19 protein-coding genes are annotated in these 22,707 nt (G+C 69.1%); 10 read left to right on the forward strand and 9 right to left on the reverse strand.

Features of this window, described 5'->3' with window-relative positions:
• Positions 1 to 72: 72 nt before the first annotated feature.
• The 3 genes from ABE505_RS03015 to ABE505_RS03025 all read left to right on the forward strand — a co-directional run bounded on the left by ABE505_RS03015 (position 73) and on the right by ABE505_RS03025 (position 1,826).
• Positions 73 to 549: a DMT family transporter gene (locus ABE505_RS03015; protein WP_346442018.1), complete on the forward strand. Its 477-nt coding sequence runs from the start codon at positions 73 to 75 to the stop codon at positions 547 to 549.
• 94 nt (positions 550 to 643) lie between these two features.
• Positions 644 to 1,378 carry a helix-turn-helix domain-containing protein gene (locus ABE505_RS03020; RefSeq protein WP_346442017.1) on the forward strand — a complete coding sequence of 245 codons (735 nt, stop codon included), beginning with the start codon at positions 644 to 646 and terminating at the stop codon, positions 1,376 to 1,378.
• A gap of 97 nt (positions 1,379 to 1,475) precedes the next feature.
• A complete protein-coding gene (locus ABE505_RS03025; protein ID WP_346442016.1) occupies positions 1,476 to 1,826 on the forward strand; it encodes a VOC family protein in 351 nt (116 codons plus the stop codon).
• A 162-nt stretch (positions 1,827 to 1,988) separates the two neighbouring features.
• On the opposite strand, the gene ABE505_RS03030 is transcribed toward ABE505_RS03025, so the two are convergent.
• On the reverse strand, positions 1,989 to 2,663 hold the full coding sequence (locus ABE505_RS03030; RefSeq protein WP_346442015.1) for a hypothetical protein: 675 nt from the start codon (positions 2,661 to 2,663) through the stop codon (positions 1,989 to 1,991).
• A 288-nt stretch (positions 2,664 to 2,951) separates the two neighbouring features.
• On the opposite strand from ABE505_RS03030, the gene ABE505_RS03035 reads away from it, so the two are divergent.
• Entirely contained in the window at positions 2,952 to 3,347 is a 396-nt protein-coding gene (locus ABE505_RS03035) for a GFA family protein (protein WP_346442014.1), read from the forward strand.
• A 92-nt stretch (positions 3,348 to 3,439) separates the two neighbouring features.
• A complete protein-coding gene (locus ABE505_RS03040; protein ID WP_346442013.1) occupies positions 3,440 to 4,168 on the forward strand; it encodes a trypsin-like serine protease in 729 nt (242 codons plus the stop codon).
• Between the two features lie 33 nt (positions 4,169 to 4,201).
• Here the strand turns inward: ABE505_RS03040 and ABE505_RS03045 are convergent, their stop codons facing one another.
• The 3 genes from ABE505_RS03045 to mgtE all read right to left on the reverse strand — a co-directional run bounded on the left by ABE505_RS03045 (position 4,202) and on the right by mgtE (position 6,854).
• On the reverse strand, positions 4,202 to 4,927 hold the full coding sequence (locus ABE505_RS03045) for an ankyrin repeat domain-containing protein (protein ID WP_346442012.1): 726 nt from the start codon (positions 4,925 to 4,927) through the stop codon (positions 4,202 to 4,204).
• 103 nt (positions 4,928 to 5,030) lie between these two features.
• Positions 5,031 to 5,375, reverse strand: coding sequence for a hypothetical protein (locus ABE505_RS03050; protein ID WP_346442011.1), 345 nt, complete (start codon positions 5,373 to 5,375; stop codon positions 5,031 to 5,033).
• Positions 5,376 to 5,507: 132 nt separating this feature from the next.
• Positions 5,508 to 6,854 (reverse strand): magnesium transporter, encoded by a 1,347-nt coding sequence (gene mgtE, locus ABE505_RS03055; RefSeq protein ID WP_346442009.1) that lies wholly within the window; start codon positions 6,852 to 6,854, stop codon positions 5,508 to 5,510.
• Between the two features lie 290 nt (positions 6,855 to 7,144).
• Between mgtE and ABE505_RS03060 the strand changes: the two genes are divergently transcribed.
• The 4 genes from ABE505_RS03060 to ABE505_RS03075 all read left to right on the forward strand — a co-directional run bounded on the left by ABE505_RS03060 (position 7,145) and on the right by ABE505_RS03075 (position 11,432).
• On the forward strand, positions 7,145 to 8,248 hold the full coding sequence (locus ABE505_RS03060; protein ID WP_346442008.1) for a catalase family peroxidase: 1,104 nt from the start codon (positions 7,145 to 7,147) through the stop codon (positions 8,246 to 8,248).
• Positions 8,245 to 8,799: a cytochrome b/b6 domain-containing protein gene (locus ABE505_RS03065; RefSeq protein ID WP_346442007.1), complete on the forward strand. Its 555-nt coding sequence runs from the start codon at positions 8,245 to 8,247 to the stop codon at positions 8,797 to 8,799. Before ABE505_RS03060 ends, ABE505_RS03065 begins: the two co-directional genes overlap by 4 nt.
• Positions 8,800 to 8,881: 82 nt before the next feature.
• Positions 8,882 to 9,463 (forward strand): hypothetical protein, encoded by a 582-nt coding sequence (locus ABE505_RS03070; RefSeq protein WP_346442005.1) that lies wholly within the window; start codon positions 8,882 to 8,884, stop codon positions 9,461 to 9,463.
• Between the two features lie 115 nt (positions 9,464 to 9,578).
• Positions 9,579 to 11,432 (forward strand): SLC13 family permease, encoded by a 1,854-nt coding sequence (locus tag ABE505_RS03075; protein ID WP_346442004.1) that lies wholly within the window; start codon positions 9,579 to 9,581, stop codon positions 11,430 to 11,432.
• 40 nt (positions 11,433 to 11,472) lie between these two features.
• Here the strand turns inward: ABE505_RS03075 and ABE505_RS03080 are convergent, their stop codons facing one another.
• A complete protein-coding gene (locus tag ABE505_RS03080; protein ID WP_346442002.1) occupies positions 11,473 to 11,631 on the reverse strand; it encodes a hypothetical protein in 159 nt (52 codons plus the stop codon).
• Between the two features lie 212 nt (positions 11,632 to 11,843).
• Positions 11,844 to 14,621 (reverse strand): TonB-dependent receptor, encoded by a 2,778-nt coding sequence (locus tag ABE505_RS03085; protein WP_346442001.1) that lies wholly within the window; start codon positions 14,619 to 14,621, stop codon positions 11,844 to 11,846.
• A gap of 300 nt (positions 14,622 to 14,921) precedes the next feature.
• Here ABE505_RS03085 and htpG point away from each other — a divergent pair, with 300 nt between their 5' ends.
• Positions 14,922 to 16,829: a molecular chaperone HtpG gene (htpG, locus tag ABE505_RS03090; RefSeq protein ID WP_346442000.1), complete on the forward strand. Its 1,908-nt coding sequence runs from the start codon at positions 14,922 to 14,924 to the stop codon at positions 16,827 to 16,829.
• Positions 16,830 to 17,280: 451 nt separating this feature from the next.
• Here the strand turns inward: htpG and ABE505_RS03095 are convergent, their stop codons facing one another.
• Genes ABE505_RS03095 through ABE505_RS03105 form a run of 3 tightly spaced genes read right to left on the reverse strand, consistent with a single transcriptional unit; the run spans position 17,281 to position 22,683 of the window.
• Positions 17,281 to 18,747, reverse strand: a complete 1,467-nt coding sequence (locus ABE505_RS03095; protein WP_346441999.1) for an efflux transporter outer membrane subunit — start codon at positions 18,745 to 18,747, stop codon at positions 17,281 to 17,283.
• Positions 18,741 to 19,493, reverse strand: a complete 753-nt coding sequence (locus tag ABE505_RS03100; protein WP_346441997.1) for an SDR family oxidoreductase — start codon at positions 19,491 to 19,493, stop codon at positions 18,741 to 18,743. The genes ABE505_RS03095 and ABE505_RS03100 overlap by 7 nt, the downstream gene beginning before the upstream one ends.
• A gap of 19 nt (positions 19,494 to 19,512) precedes the next feature.
• Positions 19,513 to 22,683 (reverse strand): multidrug efflux RND transporter permease subunit, encoded by a 3,171-nt coding sequence (locus tag ABE505_RS03105; protein ID WP_346441996.1) that lies wholly within the window; start codon positions 22,681 to 22,683, stop codon positions 19,513 to 19,515.
• Positions 22,684 to 22,707: the final 24 nt, after the last annotated feature.

Genomic DNA, 22,707 nt, shown 5'->3' on the forward strand with positions numbered 1-22,707 from the left:
GAAGTTCGAATTTCCATTCGTAGATATGATCCGTAGAGTGAGGCGCAGACCCCGACGACTTGGAGCGAACGCATGTCTTCTCCGCTTTCCTATGCCGGCGCAGGCTTGGCGCTGGCCGCCGTCATCGCCGGCGCGCTGGTGCCGTTCCAGGCCGGCAGCAATGCCGCACTGGGGCGCGCACTTGGCCATCCGCTGTGGGCGACCGTCACCTCGCTGCTGGTCAGCCTGCTGGTGGTGCTGCCGGTCATCGTGGCGATGCGGGCGCCATCACCCGCACTCGGCCAGGTGGGCGCGTTGCCGATCTGGGCCTGGTTCGGCGGCGTCGCCGGCGTGATCTACATCACCTCGGCGCTGATGCTGACCCCGCGCCTGGGCGCGACCAGCTTCATCGTCTGCGTCGTCGCCGGCCAGATGCTCACGTCCCTGCTGATCGACCACTTCGGGCTGATGGGCTTGCCGGTCAAGGAGGCGAACCTGGGCCGCATCGGCGGCGTGCTGACGATCCTCGCCGGCATGGCGATGGTGCAGTGGTCGTCGACGGTGCGTTAGGGCGGCCACGCAAGGCACGGCATCGTGGGATGCCATCTTGCTCGACAGCCCACTGAGATGGCCGGCGTCGCGCCCCCAATGCCATCATCGCGGCATGTCCCGTGACCCCGAGCCGCCCGTGTCGGCCTATGCAGAAGGGCTGCCGCCGGCGGCCTTGCGCGACCGCGTCAGGCGCGTCTGGTGCTTCCAGTCCGGCGGTTCGCCGGTGGCGCCGCTGATCCTGCCGGACGGATGCGTCGACCTGATCTGGGATGGCGCCCGGCTGTTCATCGCCGGTCCCGACCAGCAAGCCATGCCCGCCCAACTCGCGCCGGGGGCCACGCTCACCGGCCTGCGCCTGGCGCCGGGTGTGGCACACCGCCTGCTCGGCATGCCGATGCAGGCGCTCGCCGATCAGCGCATCGCCGCCGAGGCCGTGATCGGCCCGCGCGCAGGCGCGCTGGAGCGTCGCCTGGCCGACGGCGACGATCCGGCCCGGACCTTGCTCGCGGCAGTGGGTGCGCGCTCGGTGCAGCCCGACCCGCGCATGGCCTGGGTGTTCGCGCAGCTGAGCGGGTTGGCGGCGCCGCGCCTCCCCGAGCTGGCGCGGCAGCTGGGTCTCAGTGAGCGGAGCCTGCACCGCCACTGCCTGCAGGCCTTCGGTTATGGGCCCAAGGTGCTGGATCGCGTGCTGCGCCTGCAGCGGTGGCTGCGCCTGGCGTCGGGTGCGGTCACGCTGACGCGGGCCGCGCTCGATGCCGGCTACGCCGATGCGACCCATCTGGCGCACGACGTGCGGCGCTTGACCGGGCTGACCCCGACGTCGTTGCTGCGCGATCACGGCCATTGAGCCTGCGCAGCCATCGCACGGCCGGCTGTCCGATTCTTGCAAGCCGCCGGGGTCGCGACACCCGACAATGCCCGCTCCCCGACTGCCAGGATTCGTCATGACCCGCTCCGACGCGCATCACCGCATCGACTATCTCGAGTACGCCGTGGCCTCCATCGAGGCGTCGCGGCGCTTCTATGGCGAGGCCTTCGGCTGGACGTTCCAGGATTACGGCCCCGACTACTGCGAGTTCCGCGATGGCCGCCTGACCGGCGGTTTCTTCCACGGCACGCCGACGCCCGGCGGGGCGCTTGTGGTGCTGGGCTCGGATGATCTCGTCGCCAGCGAGGCCGCGGTGCTGCGGGCGGGCGGTCGCCTCGTCCGCCCGGCGTTCGACTTCCCGGGTGGGCGACGCTTCCATTTCGCCGATCCCGATGGCTACGAGCTCGCGGTCTGGTCCCAGGCCTGAGGCCACCGCCGCCGCATTGCACGACGCGGCGCGGTGACTTCCTTCCGGGGAGGATGCTCGAAGGCGCAGGCCGACGGGCCGATCCGGCCATCGGCGTGCCGGCGACGTGCAGCGGGCCCGCCGATGGCTTGCCGCGCCGGCCGGCGACCGCGTGCGGGTCGCTCAGAGGTAGGCGAGGAGCATGTGGCCGGCCAAGAACGCCAGAAAGCCGATGAGCACGTAGGCGGCCATGAACGAGAACACCCAGTCCTGGCGCAGTTGCAGGCGTAGCGTTTCGTCCGGCGGCAGTGTGCCCGCCTCCAGGCGCTTGCGGTCGCCGCTCAGCAACAGCATCGCCAGCCCCAGGCTGATCGCCATCGGCACGTACACCACCATCAGCGTGGCGAGGCTGGAGAACGAACTGCGCCCGGCGCTGAAGCGAGCGAGGAAGGCGTTCAGGGCTTCGTGGTGCCTCAAGGGCGCATACGCGGCCAACAACGAGGCGATGCCGACGACGTAGAGCGCGGTGTACAGCGCCCGCTGTTGCCAGGTCGTGCGGACGCGCGGCACAGGCGGGCTGGCGACGCCGATCACCGGCACCGCCGCACCGGGCCGCAACTCGCCTGCTGCCGTCTTGCGGCTGACGTCCCAGAACCGCCGGTACAGCGCGCGGTGCACGATCGGCAGGCCGACGACACTCAGCAGGCCGGTCAGCATCATGTTGAGGATGGCGTCGGCCGAGACCTCGACCGTGGTGTACACGTTGATCGCGTAGACCAGCCCGATCCACGCGAGCAGCAGCCCGGCCACCAGTGTCCCGCACAACAGGTAGAGGCCGAGCTGGCGGACGAACGTCATGACGAGGGCGGGCAATGGCGAAAGGCGCCCGGTGTGGGCATCGGCATCGTAGCGGGCCAGGAAGGCCTGCCGGAAGCGGCGATGCGGGTCCGTTGGAAGGTGGCACCGGCAAATGCCGGTACCTGCGATGAGGCGCACAATGCGCCTCTCTTCCTATGAGGGATGTGCGATGGCGCTTTCGGCCCTGTCTGCCTCGATCCGGCGCGATGTCGGTGCTGCCGTCGTGTCCGCCGTCTTGCCTGGGCTGGGTCGCCACGCCGCAGTCGGCTCCCTCGCGGGGCCGCAGCCATGACCGGCTTGCCTGGCGGCAAACGCACGGTCGTGGGCACCTGCCACTGCAAGGCCGTCGCGTTCGAGGTCGACCTGACCGACGGCTTCGAGAACATCCGCCGCTGCAACTGCTCGCTGTGCAGCCGCAAGGGCGCGATCATGGCCGGCGCGACGCTGGACCGGCTACGCGTGATCCGTGGCGCGGATGTGCTGACGCTGTACCAGTGGAACACGAAGATCGCCAAGCACTGGTTCTGCAGCGTATGCGGTATCTACACCCATCATCAGCGCCGCAGCGTGCCGACCGAGTACGGCTTCAACCTGGCGTGCATCGAGGGCATCGATCTCGACGCGATCGACGAGATCGGCCGCAGCAATGGCGCGGCGCAAAGCCTCGTGGGTGACACCGCGTGATCCGGGCCCTTGGCGCTGTGATCCTGCTCGCGGCGTGCTCGACCGCCGGCGCGGTCGTCGTGCGTGACGATGTCGACGATGGCCAGTATCGGGTGCCGGCCTCCGAGCTTCCCGCGCTGGTCGACATGCCGGGCGAAGGGCATGGCGTGCTGATCGCGCCGAGCTGGATCGTGACCGCCGCACACACGCTGCCCATGCATGGCAGGCTCGAATCGGTCGTTTTGGACGGGCGATCGCGTGAGGTCGCCGACGTCGTGGTCCATCCCGGCTACAGGACGCTGCCGCAATCGTTGATCGACCAGGCGATGGCCAGTGGCGAGGCGATGCTGATCGTGGTGTTCCTGGCCGGGTCGGACGACATCGCGCTGATCCGGTTGAAACAGCCGGTCGAGGACATCGTGCCGGTCGGGCTCTATCGCGGCACCGACGAGGCCGGGCACGTGGTCAAGCTTCTTGGTAAAGGTGCGACCGGGACAGGGGCGACGGGGCACGACCCGGGCGGCCCGAATCGCACCGTGCTTCGTCGCGCATACAACCGGGTCAGCAGCGCGCACGAGCGTTGGCTGTGCTACGTCTTCGACGCACCGCCAGCGGCGATCCCACTGGAAGGGGCGCTCGGCAATGGCGACAGTGGCGGTCCATTGCTCATCGAAACCGACGGGCAATGGCGGCTGGCCGGACTGGGGGCCTGGAAGGTCGTGGCAGGCGACGTGAGGACGGCGCGGCCCGGGCGCTACGGCCAGACGACCTGCAACGTGCGCCTGGGTCACTACGCCGATTGGATCGAGGACGTGATGTCCGGGCAGGCGTCGGCTTCCTGATCGATCACGACGCCGCGATGGGCGTCCGGCTCCTCAGCGCGTCGGCGCGGACTCGAGGTGCGCCCGGATCCACAGATAGTCGCGGCGCACCGGCGCGTCCAGCACCGAGGGATCGCCGTCGTAGAGATAGGTACCGACCGTGGCGCCGGTGTCGTCGGTGGCCTGCGGGTCGGCACCGGCCTCCATGAACCGCTTTACCGACGGGATGTCGTTGACCAACGCGGCCTGATGGAGCGGGGTGAGGCCCGCGCGGTCGCGGACATCGAGTCTGGCGCCGGCAGCGAGCAAGCGTTCGATATTGTCGGGTTCGCGGGCGCGCAGCGCCTCGAATAGTGCCGTCTGGCCGTTGCGCGGGTTGGGCACGTCCACGGCGACGCCGTGTTCGAGCAGCAGTCCGATCCAGTCGTCGTCCTTGGACAGCGCGGCTTCGTGCAGTGCGGTGCGGCCCTTGGCATCGCCACGGGTGGGGTCGGCGCCGAGCGTGAGCAGCAAGCGCACGGCCTCACGGTCGCCCTGGCGGATCAGCCAGTTGAGCGCGGGGGTGCCGTCCTCGTCGGTGGCGTTGGGGTTGGCGCCTGCCGTGAGCAGCTGGCGCGCGAGCGCGGTATCGCCGCTGCGGACAGCCGCAAGCAACTGGGCCTGGTCGGGATTGGCGAACGTGGGCGCGTCCGGGGTCATCGGCGAGTGTCCTTGGGTGCAACCGGAGGTCGCCAGCAGCAGGGCAGCGAGCAGCAGGTGCGGAAGCGGGCGACGGTTCATGGTGCGCAGCATGCCGCAAGAGGCGTCAAGCCGCGTGTGATCTCCACCCACAGACCGCGCCGCGCAGCGCTGTGCGGAGGTCGCGCACGCACCGCGTCGCGGCTCACTTGAACGGATTGAGGAAGTCGACCACCTTGCCGGCGCCCTCGGTCACGCCGCGACCGAAGTCGCGCGCGCCATCGGCCACGGTCTGCGCCACATCACCGGCGGTGTCGCTGACGGTCTGGCCCAGGTCGCCAGCGACGGCGCCTGCGCCGTTGAGCAGACTGCCCACGACCCAGCTCTCCGGGGTCGCGCCGGGGCCGTTGCGCAGCACCTCGCCGACCGCGCCCAGGCCGGTCGCGAGACCGGCGCCGAGTGCGTCGATACCGGCATCGAGCCGCCCACCGAGCTTGTCGCCGACGCTGGGACCGAGCGCGGGATCGGTGGGTGTGCCGTGTTCATCCATTCGCAGGGAGTGAGGCACGACAGTCGTCGCCGCGCAGGCGGCGAACTACTCGGGCAGACCCGAGTGGAACGGCCGGGACGGGGCTCAACCCGACGCCTGGGGCGCGGCCGCATATGCCGTCCTGCTGCGGCGCTACAGCAGCGTGCCGCCGAGGATCGCGGCGGCGATGCTGAAGTAGATGACCAGGCCGCTGACGTCGACCAGCGTGGCGACGAACGGCGCCGAGGCGCTGGCCGGATCGAAGCCGAGCCGTTGCAGGATGAACGGCAGCATCGAGCCGGCCAACGACCCGAACGTGACGATGCCCAGCAGTGCCGCGCCGATGGTCAGGGCGATGAGCATCCAGTGCGGGCCGTAGTCGTAGAAGCCGGCCAGCTGCCAGGTGGCGATGCGCGCGATGCCGAGCAGGCCGAGAATCGCGCCGAGGGTCATGCCGGTCGGCAATTCGCGCAGGACGACGCGCCACCAGTCGCGCAGGCGGATCTCCTGCAGGGCGAGACTGCGGATCAGCAGCGAGGTGGCCTGGCCGCCGGAGTTGCCGCCCGAGCTCATGATCAGCGGGATGAACAGCGTCAGCACCAGCGCCTTGGACAGTGCGTCCTCGTAGTGCTGCATCGCGCTGGCGGTGAGCATTTCGCCGAGGAACAGCACGCTCAGCCAGCCGGCGCGTTTGCGGATCATGGCCAGAAAGCCGATCTGCATGTACGGCCGGTCCAGCGCCTCGACACCGCCGAAGCGGTGGACGTCCTCGTTGGACTCGGCGATCAGCGCATCGAGCACGTCGTCGACGGTGACGATCCCCACGACCTGCCGCTGCGGGTCGAGCACCGGGATCGCCAGCAGGTCGTGGCGGCGGATCAGGCGGGCGACTTCTTCCTGGTCGGTGGTCGGGGTCACGAACACCGGTGGATTGGTCTGCGCGGCGTCGAGGATCGGCGCGTCGGGATCGGCGGTGATCAGCCGGCGCAACGTCACCACCTGCTGCAGCGCGCGGGTCTTCGGGTCGAGCACGTAGATCGCGTAGATCGTCTCGCGGTCGCGTTCGACCTCGCGCACGTGCTGCAGCACCTCGCCGGCGCGCTGGTCGGCGGCGACGCTGACGAACTCGGTCGTCATCAGGCTGCCGGCGCTGCCGGCTGGGTAATGCATCAGTCCGCGCAATGCCTGCTGCGTCGTGGCGGGCAGCGCGCCGATCAAGCGCTCGCGCTCGTCGGTCTCCAGGGCCAACAGCAGGTCAGCGGCGCGGTCGTCGGCCATGGCGTCGAGCAGCGCGCTGGCCTGCGCGGGCGGCAACCGCTGCAGGATCTGCGCGGCGTGGGTCAGCTCGGGCTGTTCGAGCAGGCGCACCCCGCGCGCAGGAGGAACCTGCGCGACCAGGTGCGCGGCCTCCGCGAGGTCCAGTCGATTGAGATGCTCGACGGCATCGGCGGTGTTGAAGGCCGCCAGCGGGCCGGTGGCGGTGGGGTGCTGCTTGAACATGGGCTGCCTCGCAGTGCCGCAACAGCGGCACGGGCAGCCTGTCCTGGCGGACTCAGGCCGTCGTTGCCGTGGGCGGCGTCAAAGATCGACTGGGACTGTCGCTGGACATCGGAAGGTGTTCCGCGAAAAAAGGACGCGGGTGCGTCGCGGTGCGCGAAGTCTGGTCGCGTGACCCGTCGGGGTCAACCCGTATGGCGTGCGCCGGTCGGTCGCGGTTGTGCGGATTGCCCTGCACGGCGCGTTCTGCGTCTGGGCGTATGCTCGGCCGCAGCCACCTGTCGGACGCCATGATGCCTGCCGCCGAGCCGTCGTCTCCTGGTCCTGCACGCCGCCGCGCGCTGTGGGCGTACGCCGCCATTGCCGCGATCGTCGGCGCCCTGGTCCTGCTGTTCGCCTGGACCGCCGGCGGGTTGAGCCCCGGGCGGTTGACCCCCGCGCGCATGACCGATGCCATCGAGGCGACCTCGACCACGCCGTTTCCCGGATTCCGACGTGCGCATGCGAAAGGCATCTGCGTGGCCGGCCATTTCGAGGGGCACCCGGCGGGGCGCGCGCTGAGCCGGGCCGCGGTGTTCGACAACGCACGCACCCCGGTGCTCGGCCGGCTGTCGATCGGGGGCGGCTCGCCGTACGGCCTGGACGCGCAAGCGCGGGTGCGCAGCATGGCGCTGGTGCTCGACGGCGCGGACGGCAGTCAATGGCGCATGGCGATGAACAGTTTTCCGTTCTTCGGCGCGGCGTCGATCGAGACGTTCCTCGAACAGACCCGCGCGTCCGCGCCGGATCCGGCGACCGGCAAGCCCGATCCCGAACGCATGGCGGCGTTCGCCGCGCGTCATCCCGAGGCGCAGCGCTTCGCTGCCTGGGCCAAGGCGGCGCCGTGGTCGGACAGCTTCGCCAATACGCAGTACAACGGCATCCATGCCTACCGCTTCGTCGATGCCGCAGGCGTATCGCGGTGGGTGCGCTGGTCGATGCGGCCGCAGGCGCCGTTCGTGGAGATGGACGCCGCGCAGCGCGAGGTCGCCGAGCGCGACTACCTGCAGGACGAGCTGCGCGCGCGGCTGGCCCGCGGCCCGCTGCGCTGGGACATGGTCGTCACGCTCGCAGGCCCCGAAGACGACACCCGCGACCCGAGCACGCCTTGGCCGGCGGCACGCGAGCAGGTGAGCGTGGGTACCTTGGTGCTGACCCAGGCGCAGGATCAGGCGACGGGTGCGTGCCGTGACCTCAATTTCGATCCCACGATCGTGCCGCCCGGCGTGGCCCTGTCCGACGATCCGATCCTCGCCGCCCGCGCGGCGGTCTATGCGCAGTCCTTCGACCGCCGCGAGCGCGAGATCGCGCGCGGCGCCGACGTCACTGGCGTGGCGCCGCCGGACGCCGCGCGATGAGCCCGCGGCCCGACCACCACGATGCGTTCGCCCGGCTGCTGCACTGGGGCATGGCGATGCTGATCCTGGCGATGCTGTTCATCGGCGTGACGATGGTCGTCTCGATGACGCTGCGCCCCGCGTTGCTTGCGCTGCACCGGCCGATCGGGGCGTTGTTGCTGGTGTTGGTGGTCGTGCGCCTGGCGCATCGCCTGATGCGCCGCACGCCGGCGCTGCCGCTTGATCTGCCGCGTTGGCAGCGCGCTGCCGCGCACGCTTCGCACGTCGCCCTGTATGTGCTGATGCTGGCCATGCCGCTGATCGGCTGGGCGATGGTATCGGCCGCCGGCAATCCGGTGCTGCTGTGGGGCGAGGTGCGGCTGCCGGCGATCGCCCCCCACGACCCGGCGCTCTACAGCGTGCTGCGCGCCGCGCACGCCTGGCTCGCCCGTGCGCTGCTGGCGGTGATCGCGCTGCACTTGGCCGCAGCCCTCCATCATGTCTGGGTACGCCAGGATGGGGTGTTCCGGACGATGGCACCCTGGCCGCTCGGGCGGCGCACGCGGCCTTGATCACGCGTGCCGGTCGTCGCGGTATCGGTATTTGGCTTCGCTTCATCGAAAATACGGCGATCGCCCCTCACCGAGTCCCGCTATGTTCGGACGTTTGAAGCGCAAGCCGCAGCCGGCGGTGGTCACTGTCAGCCTCAATGCGCGGTTGGCGCCCTTCGATCGCGCGGCGCTCGAGGATGCGTTCTGCGATCTGTGCCGGCATCGCGAGATCGATGCGGAGGTCGTGGGCGGCGGCACGCTGCTGGCGGAGACCGGCGAGGTCAAGAATTGCGACATCGAGATCCAGCTGACCGATGCCTCGCAGGCCCAGATCGACTTCGTCCGCGATGCCTTCACCGCGATGCTCGCGCCGATCGGCTCGCGCCTGCATGTGCCCGATCGCGACGCGCCGATCGTGTTCGGCGCCCATCAGGGCCTGGCGCTCTACCTCAATGGCGCCGATCTGCCGCAGTCGGTGTATGACACGTGCGACATCCATCACGTCGTCGAAGAATGCGAGCGCCTGCTGGGCGAGCGCGGCATGGTCAACAGCCATTGGCAGGGGCCGAGCGAGACTGCGCTCTACATGTACGGCGCCGATTTCGAGCAAATGCACGCGGCGATTCGCCCGTTCCTCGACGATTACCCGCTGTGTCGGCAATGCAGAGTGGAGCGGATCGCGTGACCGACTGGGCAAGCAATGACCCCGTCCTGACGATGGCGGTGATACTGGCGCCGGACGACGTGTGTCCTCACCGCTGCGTGCACTGCTGCGGATGCCCTGCTTTTCATGGATGCGCATGCAGACCGACCAGATCCTGATCCTTTGCATCCTCACTTGCACGGTGGCCCTGTTCCTGTGGGGGCGCTGGCGCCACGACATGGTGGCGGGTGCGTCGTTGCTGGCCTGCGTGTCGATCGGCTTGGTCGAACCTGAGCAGGCCTTTTCCGGCTTCGCACATCCGGCGGTGATCACTGTCGCCTGCGTGCTCGTGCTCAGTCGCGGGTTGCAGCTCTCCGGCGCCGTGGACGCTCTGATGCGCGTTGCGCTGCCGCGCAGCGCCGGGCCGACGCTGTCGATCGCGGCGCTGACCATGTTGGCGGCGTTGCTGTCAGCCTTCATGAACAACGTCGGCGCGCTGGCCTTACTGATGCCGATCGCGGTGCAGGTTGCGCGCAAGCAGGGCCTGGCCGCTGGCCAGATTCTCATGCCGCTGGCGTTCGGCTCGATTCTTGGCGGCATGACCACCTTGATCGGCACGCCGCCCAATCTGATCGTTTCCGGCTTCCGGGCAGAAGCCGGAGACGGCGGTTTCACGATGTTCGATTTCTCGCCTGTGGGCGTCTCGGTCGCTGCGGCCGGGGTGTTGCTGATCGCAGTCGGCGGCTGGCGGCTGGTGCCGGCGCGCCGCAACGCAGGTGCGGAGAGCTTCGATACCGGCGCCTACCTGACCGAGGCCAAGGTGCCGGAAGGCGCCAAGGCCGTCGGCCGCAGCGTACGCGAGATCGAGACCATGCTCGACGAGCACGAGGCGCAGGTGGTCGGCATCGTGCAGAACGCATTCCGCGTGCACGCTCCAAGCCCCGACCGCATTGTGCGTGCCGGCGACATCCTGGTACTGGAAGCCGATGTCGGCGCGCTGCCCGGCGCGTTGGCGCACTTGGGGCTGATGCTCGAAGAGGATGTCCGCGATGACGATGCGGACCACGCGCACCCGAAAGAAGAAGAGACAGACATCGCGCGCGACAATGCCGACGAAGACGATGACGACGCCGAGGAGCGACGGACCCCGCGCAGCGATATCGTGCTGCAGGAGATCACGGTGCTGCCCGGGTCCGCGCTGGTCGGACGCAGCGCCACCGATCTGTCGCTGAGCACGCAGTACAGCATCAACCTGCTGGCGCTCGCGCGCGGGGGCAAGCGCTCGATGAAGCGCCTGCGTTCGCGTGTGTTCCGTGCCGGCGACCTGTTGCTGCTGCAAGGGACGACGGCGTCGATCTCCGCATTCGCCTCGCAATTTGGCGGGGTGCCGCTGGCGGCGCGCGAACTGCGCATGCCCGATCGGCGCAAAGCGATCACCGCCACCGCGATCCTGGCAGGGGCCATCGCGATTGCCGCTTTCGGTCTGGCGCCTGCACCGGTCGCCTTCGCGCTCGGCGTGCTGGCGTCAATGGCATTGGGCACAGTGCCGCCGCGCGAGGTCTACACGGCGATCGACTGGCCGGTGATCGTATTGCTGGCGGCGCTGATTCCCGTAGCCGGTGCGATGGAGTCGACCGGAACCGCCGAGCGGATTGCACGCGTGATGTTCGAAACGGTGGCCCAGGGCAATCCGGTGATCGGGCTCGCGCTCGTGCTGGTGGTCACGATGACGCTGTCGGACCTGATGAACAATGCTGCGACGGCAGCGGTGATGTGCCCGATCGCGATCGGTGCGGCGGCCACGCTCGGCGTGAGTGCCGACCCGTATCTGATGGCGGTGGCGATCGGTGCCTCGTGCGCGTTTCTCACGCCGATCGGACACCAGAACAACACGCTGATTCTCGGGCCGGGTGGCTTCCGCTTCGGCGACTACTGGCGGCTCGGATTGCCCGTCCAACTGGTCGTGTTCGCGGTGTCGATGCCGATGCTGCTGTCCGTCTGGCCCCTGTAGCCACCTCTGGTGGGCTGCCGGGGCAAGCGCGGCACAACGCTCAGGCGGCCTGGCGCACGTCGAGGTAAGTCGGCTGGGCAGGCGCAGGTGCGGGCGCGTCGGTGACAGGTGGCGCGGCGGGCATGGCCGGCGGCGGCACATGCGTGCCCTCCATGACCATGGCCAGTACCTCGAACGCGGAATAGGGCAGGACGTTCATAGCGGCTCCGGGTGACGGCGAGTGGCGGTGCATCGCCGGTGGGTGTGGCCCCAAGGTAGGGCCGCCCTGGACGCCCGGCATTGATGCAGATCAACCGTCGGTGCGCAGATGGCCCCGCGGATTCACGTGTCGATCCGCATCGTGCTTTCTGGCTGCAGACATGCGGACGCCCCGACAAGCGGGGCGTCCGAGTCCTGCCGATTGCGGGAGGGTCAGTCGAACTTGAACTTCGCGCCGACGGTGAAGTAGCGGCCGATCGCGCCGCTGAAGTCCATCGGGTTGTAGTTGATGGCGCCGTAGGTCAACGGGTCGAGCGGTGCGACACGATCGGTGAGGTTGGCAACCGAGCCGAACAGCTCCCAGTGCTCGGCCGGCATCCAGCGCGCCGACAGGTCGATCGTGTAGAACGAGGGCAGCTTGCAGCCACGCGGGGCGTCGTCGCCGTTGGCGAAGCCGTTCGCGCAGTCGGTGTCGCTCGCCTCGGTGACGTTGCGCAGGCTGTCGCGCCAGTTGACGACGCTGCTGATGGTGAACTGATCCATCTCCCACGTGGCGCCGAAGTTCGCCTTGTTCTTCGGTGTGCCGATGCAGTTGGTCACATCGCAGTTGCCGTGGGTGCCGGCGAACTCGTACACCGTGCCATCGACATCCTCGCGCGCGAACTTGCTGATGTGGGTGAACTGCAGGTCCAGCCGCAGGCGGCCCGCATTGCCCAGTTCGAATCGCTGCTCGAGGTCGACGTCGAAGCCCTCGACAGTGGTCGAGGAGGCGTTCTCATAGCCCACCAGCACGGCGAGGATCGAGCCGCTGCCCGGCGTGCCCGGAATCTCGTTGGTGCCGCGGATCACGTTGGCACCGCCGGCGGCGATCGCCGCGTCGGCGCTGCCGCCGAAGATCTCGTCGGTGCGCTTGATGCGGAACGCGTCGAGTGCGAGCGAGCCGCCGGTCCAGGGCGAGAGCACCAGGCCGAGGGTCGTGCTCTTGGATTCCTCGGGGCGCAGGTCCGGATTGGGCGAGGTGATCAGCGCGATCGAGCCGGCATCGCAGTCCTGCGGTTCGTGGCCGGGCGCGGCGCAGCGCACCGGGTCGACCGCGGTGCTGAAGGCGGCCAGGCCGCCGGTGCCGGCCTCGGCCGGGTTCGGGGCACGGAAGCCCTCGGCGTAGGTGCCGCGCAGCGCGATCCAGTCGCTGGGCGACCACTTCACGCCGACTTTGGGCGTGGTCGAGGTCTCGCCGCCGTCGTACTTGTCCACGCGCAGCGCGCCGGTCAGTTCCAGGGTCTCGTGCACCGGCGCCTGCAACTCGACGTAGGCGCTGGAGACCTTCTCCACGCCGCCATAGGCCGAGTAGCCCAGGCCGATGATGTCGCCGATGTCGGTGTAGGTCTGCGGCGTCAGCAGCACCGACTGGCGGCGGTACTCGGCACCGACTGCCAGGCCCAGCGGACCGCCGGCCAGGTCGGCCAGCGAACGCGTGGCCTTGGCGTCGATGATGTCCAGGCGGGTGCGCCCGGTGGCGCGGATGCGTGGCGAGATGTAGTCGTAAAGCGCTTGGCTATTGCGGCCGGCGTCGTCGCCGATGCGCCACCAGCCGACCGGGCTGTTGGGGTCTTCGAGCGCGGTCTTGACGTGGCTGTAGCGCAAAAAGCCGGTGCGCTCGTTGGTCAGGTCGGTGCCCGAGTGCAGGTAGCCAACGTCGTAGTCCCAGGCCCCGGCGGTGCCCTTGAAGCCGAGCAGCAGGCGCATGAAGCGACTGTCGTTGTAGGTCGTGCGTGGGCCGACGTCGAACGCGGCGTAGCGCAGTCGGTTGGCCGTGCCCGGATACGGGTTGTCCGGATGGTCCGGGCCAAGCACGACCGCGCCGGGGCCCGGATCGGACGCATTGACCGGGCCGCCCGGATAGCCCCAGGCGCCCGACGCACTCGAGGGCGTGTTCTGGAACACGGTCTGCTTGTTGGCGATGCCCAGTTCCATGTACAGCTCGCTGCTGTCGCCGACCGCGAATGCGGCGCGCGAGAAGAAGTTCACGTACTTCTCTTCGGGCGACAGGTCGCGGAATCGGGCCACATCCCACAGACAGCCGCCGGCTGGATCCTGCGGGGTCACATCCGACAGACCCGCGCAGCCGGGCAGCGACTCGAAGCGGCCGGTGACCGGGTTCTGGACCGCGCCGTTTGGACTGGCGCCGGCGCCGGTGCCGCCGCCGGTGATCCGGCCGGGCAGGTTGCCGCCGATGCCGTAGCCCCAGCGGCGGGTGTCGCCGGTGCCGATCCAGTCGCGGTTGCGACGGTCGTAGAGCCGGATGGCGTCGGTCTTGGCCGCTTCGATACTGAAGAAGGCGTTGTAGCCGTCCTCGGTCAGACTGCCGGTGCCCGCGGTCAGCGACGCCTTGGGCTGGTCGCCGCCGCCATCGTCCGACCAGCCGTACGACACGGTCGCCACTGCGCCGGTGAAGTCGGTGCGCAGGATCACGTTGACCACGCCGGCGATCGCGTCCGAGCCATAGACCGACGATGCGCCGTCCTTGAGCACCTCGATGCGCTCGACCGCATCGAGCGGGATCGTGCTCAGGTCGGTGAACACCTTTTGGCCGTCGTCGGCCAGGCCGAACGGCGCCATGCGGCGGCCGTTGAGCAGCACCAGCGTCGAGCCGGCGCCCAGGCCGCGCAGCGAGATGGCCGCACCGCCGCCGGCGAAGCCGTTGCCGAAGCTCTTGGGCACCGAGCCCGCGCCATCGACCGCCAGGCTTTGCAGGTACTCGCCGACCGTGGTCTTGCCGGTGCGGTCGATCTGCTCGCGCGAGATCACCTGCACCGGCGACGCGGTCTCGGTGTCGGTGCGCGGGATGTTGGAGCCGGTCACGGTGATGCGGTCCAGCGTGGTGGTGGTCTGCTGCGCGGTGGCCTGCATCGGCGCGATGGCGGCGAGCGCGAGGGGGATCGACAGGGCGAGCGCACGGCGGCGCAAGGGACGGCGGACGGGCGATGTCATGGAAAGGGTCCTGAGCTGGAAAGCGACGACGGAACGGGGATCCCGGTCGCCCGCACACGCGTGCGGGGCGGCTGCCGCAGTTAAGATCTCGTTAATGTGACAAGCGCGTGAGGTCTCGCAATTCATCCAACGACGAGCCTGGTGTGTTCAACGGCGGTTAATTCCGCTGAATGGGCTGCGATCTTGCACCCAGCGCTCGACCGGACCTGGCGGGTATGTGTCGGTGCCAGGTGCCCCCGGCTTGATTCCGCGGCAGCCAGACCAATATCGGCGCTCTCGCAACACGCCACACGGACCGTCATGACCGCCACCACCGAGACCCGCAAGTTCGAAGCCGAAGTCGCCCAGGTACTGCACCTGGTGACGCACTCGCTGTACTCGCACAAGGAGATCTTCCTGCGCGAGCTGATCTCCAACGCCTCCGATGCCTGCGACAAGCTGCGTTTCGAGTCGATCGCCAATCCCGAGCTGCTGGCCGGCAGCAGCGAACTGCATATCGACGTGAGCTGGGACAAGGCTGCACGCACGGTGACGATCCGCGACAACGGCATCGGCATGACCCGCGATGACGTGGTCGCCAACATCGGCACCATCGCCAGCTCCGGCACACGGCGGTTCCTGGAAGCGATGAGTGGCGAGCAGAAGGCCGACGCGCGACTGATCGGCCAGTTCGGTGTGGGCTTCTATTCGGCCTTCGTCGTCGCCGACCGGGTGACCGTGCGCACCCGCCACGCCGGCGCCGCCCACGAGGCCGGCGTGAAATGGGAGAGCGACGGCCGCGGCGAGTACGCGCTCGAAGACGTCACGCTGCCCGAGCGCGGCACCACGGTGGTCCTGCACCTGAAGGCCGACGAGGACGAGTTTCTCGACGGCTGGAAGCTGCGCGCGCTGGTGCGCAAGTACTCCGATCATGTTGCGTTCCCGATCCGCATGCCCAAGGACGCGCCGTCGCCGGCCGACGACGCATCGGACGAGGACGCGACCAAGGCCGACGCCGCGCCGGAGTGGGAAACCGCCAACGACGCCTCGGCGCTGTGGACCAAGCCCAAGTCCGAGATCTCAGACGAGGATTACCAGAACTTCTACAAGGCGCTCGGCCACGACTTCAACGACGCGGCCGCGTGGACGCACAACCGCGTCGAAGGCAGTCAGAGCTTCACCACGCTGCTGTACCTGCCGTCGCAGCCGCCGTTCGACCTGATGATGGGTGGCCGCGACGAGCGCAAGGGCCTGAAGCTCTACATCAAGCGCGTGTCCGTCATGGACGCGGCCGAGGAACTGCTGCCCAACTACCTGCGCTTCGTGCGCGGCGTCGTCGACGCCGACGACCTGCCGCTCAACGTCAGCCGCGAACTGCTGCAGCACAACCGTCAGCTCGAGCGCATCAAGGGCGCGTGCGTCAAGCGCGTGCTCGACTTGATCGAGAAGCTCGCACGCGACGATGCCGACAAGTTCGCCGCGTTCTACAAGGCCTTCGGCAACACGCTCAAGGAAGGCATCGTCGAGGATCCCGGCAACCGCGAGCGCATCGCCAAGCTGCTGCGCTTCGCCTCGACCCAGGGCGAGGGCGCGGCGCAGACCGTGTCGCTGGACGACTACGTCGGCCGCATGGCCGTGGGCCAGGACACGATCTGGTACATCACCGCCGACGGCTACGCCGCCGCGGCCGGCAGCCCGCAGCTCGAGGCCTTCCGCGCGAAGGATATCGAGGTGCTGCTGATGTTCGACCGCATCGACGAGTGGATGCTCGGTCACCTGCACGAGTACGCCGGCAAGTCGCTGAAGAACGTCGCCAAGGGCGAGCTGCCACTCGATGCCGCCGACAAGGCCAAGCAGGAAGAGGCCGCGAAGGCCGCCGCGCCGCTGATCGAGCGGCTCAAGGGCCTGCTCGGCGAGCGCGTGGGCGAGGTGCGCGTGTCCGCCCGCCTGACCGATTCGCCCTCGTGCCTGGCGCTGGCCGATTACGAGATGGCCCCGCACCTGGCGCGGCTGCTGCGTGAGGCCGGCCAGGCGATCCCCGACAGCAAGCCGACGCTGGAGATCAATCCGCAGCACGCGTTGCTGCAGCGGATCGAAGCCGAGGCCGATGACGCCAAGGCGACCGACCTGGCTACGCTGTTGCTCGAGCAGGCCGAGATCGCCGCCGGTGCCCCGCTGCCCGACCCGGCAGCCTTCGTGCAGCGCCTCAACCGCGTCTTGCTGGGCTGAGCTTGACGTGTCCTCCCCCGCAATGCGGGGGCGGGTTGGGTGGGGGCGAGCAGGTCGCGGGGTGGATGCGAAAAGCGACTGCATGAAAGCCTTGCCCCCACCCGGCGCCGATAGCGCCGACCTCCCCCCCGAGCGGGGGAGGTGTGCTTTGCTCGCGCATGCCGCATGCCGCATGCCGCATGCCGCATGCCGCATGCCGCATGCCGCATGCCGCATGCCGCAACAGCGATGCGTGCGTGCGGTGCCGACTCCACGCCAATGGCGCGGCACCCTGAGCCCTCCCCCGCAATGCGGGGGAGGGTTGGGTGGGGGCCGAGCAGGTCGCGGGGTGGATGCGAAAAGCGACTGCATGAAAGCCTTCCCACACCCAACCCGGCGCCGACCTCCCCGCGAGCGGGGGAGATGTGCTGAGCGTTACGTCCCTGCGTTCGGGAAGGGGCGCGGGTGTCGATCAGCGTCGCGAGACCTGCGTGTCGAGGGCTTCGCGTTGGGGGAGCGATTGCGGCCAGCCGCCGGCGAGCGCCCGATACAGCGAGACGGCGCCGGTGGCGGTCCGGGTGCGGCCCGCGGCGAACGCGTCTTCTGCCTGCAGCTGCGTGCGCTCGGCGTCGAGGACGTCGAGCAGCCCGGTCGTGCCCGCTTCGAAGCGCATGCGGGCCAGCCGTGCGGCGCGCGCGCTGTCGCGGGCGGCGCGCGCGAGCTCGACATCTTCGTCGTGGGCGCGATCGAAGCGTGCCAGCGCGTTGCCCGTGTCCTCGAGCGCGCGCAGCACCGTCTGCTGGTAGCGCGCCAGTTCCAGTTCGGCGTCGGCATCGGCCGCAGCGATGCGGGCACGCACCCGCCCGATGTCGAGGAACGACCAGTCGATGCCCAGGGCCACGAGCCGGGTCTCGCTGTCGCGCTTGAACAGCGCGTCGACGTCGCCAGCCTGGCTGCCGATCAGGCCACCCAGGGTGAGCCGGGGGAAGAGGTCGGCGGTCGCGACGCCCACGCGCGCGGTCGCGGCGTGCAGCCGGTGTTCGGCGGCCGAGACATCCGGGCGCAGCCGCAGCACGTCGGCCGGCGTGCCGGGGTCGATCGCGCGCGGCACGGCAGGCAGATCGCGCGCGGCGCTGAGGGCATCGCGCAGCGCGTCGGGCGTGCGGCCGGTCAGGACCGCGATGCGATGGATCGCGACCGCGATCTCGGCCTCCAGCGCCGGAATCCGCGATGCGGTCGAGGCCGCCTGCGCGGAGGCGCGCGCGCTGTCGAAGTCGCTGTCCTGGCCGGCGTTGCGGCGGGCCTCGACCAGCGCCAGCGTGTGCTGCTGGTTACCGGCGTTCTCGGTCGCCACGCGCAACCGCTCTTGCAGCCCGCGCAGGTCCAGGTAGGCGGTCGCGACCTCGCCGACGATCGCGACCTGCAAGGCGCGCAGGTCGTCGGCGCTCGCGGCGGCTTCGGCGCGGCCGGCCTCGACGCCGCGCCGCACGCGGCCAAACAGGTCGAGCTCCCAGCTCGCGCCGATACCGGCCTCGAAGGCGTCGCTGTCGCGTGCGTCACGCGGCACGCCCGGTGCCTGGTCGGCGCTGGCGCGGCTGCTGGTTGCGCGGCCACTGGCGTCGATCGTCGGCAGCTGGTCGAAACGCGCGCCGCGCAACAAGGCGTTGGCGCGATCGAAGCGGGCGAGCGCGATGCGCAAGTCGTGGTTGGTGGTCAACGCCTCGTCGACCAGCGCGGTGAGCTGCGGGTCGCCGAAGGCCTGCCAGAAAGCGCCATCGGCCGGTGCGGAGACGGGCAACGCCGCCGCCGCATCAGTCGCGGAGGCCTGCACGCCGAATGTCTCGGGCACCGCCATCGTCGGACGCACGTGGTCCGGGCCGACGGCGCAGGCGGCGAGCAGCGCCGTGGCCAAGGTGGCGATGAGCGGACGCGTCACCATGGCAGTGCCTGATCGAAGTAGAAGTAGCCGCCGGTCGGGCCGTCGTCGTCGATCAGCGCGAGCCGCACACTGGTGCGCGCGCCGTCGACGACCTCGAGCTCGCCGTTCTGTTCATCGCCGGCCTTGTTCATGTCGGTGCGCACGTAGCCGGGATGGATCGTGTTGACCTTGATGCCGGCGTCCTTGAGCACGTGCGCCAGGTGCACCGTCCACGCGTTCACCGCACTCTTGGATACGTTGTAGGCGGGCAGGCCCTTCATGTCGTAGATGAAGGAGGCCGGGTCCTGGTGCTGGCTGATCGAGCCGAGCAGGCTCGACACGTTGACGATCCGGCCCGCGTTGGACCTGTGCAGCAGCGGCAGCAGCGCCTGCGTGGTCGCGATCAGGCCGAACACGTTGGTCTCGAACGTCGTGCGCCAGGTGTCGAGCGATTGGCCGGTCGTGCCCTTCGTCGGGTCGTCGGCAACGATGCCGGCGTTATTGACCAGGATGTCGAGACGGCCGTGGCGCGCCTCGATGGTCTTCACGGCCTCGGCGATGCTGGCCGCGTCGGTGACGTCGAGCGCGATCGCCTCGACCGGCAGCCCTTCGGCTTGCAGCTTGAGCGCGGCCTCGACCGCGCGGTCGCGGTTGCGGCCGGCCAGCAGCGTGTGCACACCGGTGGCGCTGAGCTGGCGCACGGTTTCCAGGCCGATGCCACGGGTGGCGCCGGTGACCAGAGCGATGCGGGAATCGGAAACGGACATGAGCAACTCCTAGTGGGGGTCAGGAATGGGCCGGTGCCACGGGGGCGACCGGGGCATGCGACACGAGTGGCCGGTTGGCGAGCTTGCGCATCGCGACGTAGAACACCGGCGTGAGGAACAGGCCGAAGAGCGTGACGCCCAACATGCCGGCGAATACGGTGATTCCAGTGATCGAACGGACCTCGGCGCCCGCGCCGGTGGACAGCACCAGCGGCACGGTGCCGGCGATGAACGCGACCGAGGTCATGACGATCGGTCGCAGGCGCAGGCGGCTGGCTTCCAGCGCCGACGTGATGATGTCCTTGCCTTGCATCTCCAGTTCGCGGGCGAACTCCACGATCAGGATCGCGTTCTTGCAGGCCAGGCCCATCAGCACCACCAGACCCACCTGCACGAACACGTTGTTGTCGCCGCCGGCCAGCCACACGCCGAACAGAGCGGACAGCAACGTCATCGGCACGATCAGAATCACCGCCAGCGGCAGCGACCAGCTTTCGTACAGCGCGGCCAGCACCAGGAAGGCGAGCATCACCGCCAGCGGGAACACCACCAGCGCGGCGCCGCTCTGGTTGGACTGCTGGTAGCTCAGGTCGCTCCAGCCGATGCCCATGCCGTTCGGAAGCACCTGGCCGGCGAGCTCGGTGACCTTGGCCATCGCCTCGCCCGACGACAGCACGCGCGGGTCGGCATCGCCCAGCAGATCGGCGGCCGGATACCCGTTGAAGCGGATCACCGGGTCCGGGCCATACGTCTGGCGGACATGCACCATCGAGCCCACCGGCACCATTTCACCGGCCGCATTGCGCGTGCGCAGCGCGGCGATGTCCGACACGTCCTCGCGGAACGGACCGTCGGCCTGGGCGATGACCTGCCAGGTGCGGCCGAACATGTTGAAGTCGTTGACGTAGGCCGACCCCAGATAGGTCTGCAGCGTGTCGAACAGCTCGGTCAGCGGCACACCCTGTGCCTTGGCCTTGACGCGATCGACCTCGGCATCGAGTTGCGGCACGTTGGCCTGGTAGCTGCTGATCGGATAGCCCAGTCCCGGCGTCTGCATCGCGGCCGCCTGGAAGGCCTGCACCGCGGCCTGCAGCTCGCCGTAGCCCAGGCGCGTGCGGTCCTCGACGAACAGCGACCATCCCGACCCGTTGCCCAGCCCCTGGATCGGCGGCGGCATGAAGGCGAAGGTGAAGCCTTCCTGGATGGTCGAGAACTTCTGGTTGAGTTCGGCGGTGATCGCCTCGGCGCTGCGGCTGCGTTCGGAGAACGGATCGAGGGTGAAGAACACCACGCCATTGTTGGGCGTGTTGGTGAACTGCAGCGGGTTCAGGCCCGGGAACGCGATCTCGCTGGCGACGCCGTCGACCTCGCTGGCAAGTGCCGCCATCCGCTTGAGCACCGCGTCGGTGCGTTCGATCGATGCGCCTTCGGGCATTTTGACGCCTGCGATCACATACATCTTGTCCTGCACCGGGATGAAGCCCGCCGGCACGATCTTGAACATCAGGGCGGCGCCCGCCAGCAGCACGGCATAGACCACGAACACCGCGCCCCGACGGCCCAACGAACGCGAGACCGCACTTTCGTAGCGCTCGGAGCTGCGATGGAAGAAGCGGTTGAACGGACGGAACACCCAGCCGAACGCCCGATCGATGAGCTGGGTCAGCCGGTCCTTCGGCGCGCCGTGCGGTTGCAGCAGCTTGGCCGCCAGGGCCGGCGACAGCGTCAACGAGTTGATCGCCGAGATCACGGTGGAGATGGCAATGGTCACCGCGAACTGCTTGTAGAACTGACCGGTGACGCCGGTCAGGAAGGCCATCGGCACGAACACCGCGCACAGCACCAGCGCGATCGCGATGATCGGCCCGGACACCTCGCGCATCGCCAAGTGGGCCGCTTCCAGTGGGGAGGCGCCCAGCTCGATGTGGCGCTCGACGTTCTCCACCACCACGATGGCGTCGTCGACGACGATGCCGATCGCCAACACCAGTCCGAACAGTGTGAGGGTGTTGATCGAGTAGCCGAGCAGGTACAGCACCGCGAACGTGCCGACGATCGACACCGGGACCGCGAGCAGCGGAATGATCGATGCGCGCCAGGTCTGCAGGAACAGGATCACCACCAGCACCACCAGCAGCGTGGCTTCGATCAGCGTCGTCACCACCGACTTGATGGAATCGCGCACGAAGATCGTGGTGTCGTAGATCGACTGGATCTCAACGCCGGGCGGGAGCGAAGGCCGCAGCCGTTCCATCGTCTCGACCACGCCGTCGCGGATCTCGAGCGCGTTCGCGCCCGGGGCCTGGAAGACACCGATGGCCGCGGCGTTCTTGCCGTCCAGGCGTGCGCGCAGCGTGTAGTCGCCGGCGGCCAGTTCGATTCGGGCCACATCGGCCAGACGCACCAGCTCGCCGTCGCTGCCGGCCTTGAGCACGATGTCGCCGAATTCCTCGACGGTCTCCAGGCGGCCCTTGGCATTGATCGGCAGCAGGAAGTCGCTGCCGTTGGGCATCGGTTCGGCACCGAGCTGGCCGGCGGACACCTGCACGTTCTGTTCGCGCACCGAACGCACCACGTCACCGGCGGTCAGGCCGCGCGCGGCGATCTTGTCGGGGTCCAGCCACAAGCGCATGGCGTAGTCGCCACCGCCGAAGACCTGGGCATCGCCCACGCCTGCGATCTTGGCGATCTCGTCCTTGACGTGCAGGCGCATGTAGTTGCGCAGGTACAGCGAATCGTAGCGGCCGTCCTGGGAGGTCAGGTGCACGACCATCAGGAACACCGGCGACTGCTTCTGCGTGGTCACGCCCTGCCGCCGGACGTCCTCGGGCAGTCGCGCCTGCGCCTGCGCCACGCGGTTCTGGACGCGCACCGCCGCGTCATCGGCGTCGGTGCCGGGCTTGAAGGTCACGGTGAGCTGCAGCACGCCGTCGGAGCCGGCCACGGACTTGATGTACATCATGTCCTCGACCCCGTTGATGGCTTCTTCTAGCGGGGTCGCCACCGTTTCGGCGATCACCTTCGGGTTGGCGCCGGGGTACACGGTGCGCACGACCACCGAGGGCGGCACGACTTCCGGGTACTCGCCAATCGGCAGCAAGGGAAGCGCGATCAGGCCGCCGGCGAAGATCAGGATCGACAGCACCGCGGCGAAGATCGGCCGGTCGATGAAGAAGCGGGAAAAGTCCACGGGAGCATCCTTGTGGGCGGCGCG

Origin of the sequence: Luteimonas sp. TWI382 (genome assembly GCF_039674545.1) — a bacterium.
Lineage (GTDB): Bacteria > Pseudomonadota > Gammaproteobacteria > Xanthomonadales > Xanthomonadaceae > Luteimonas.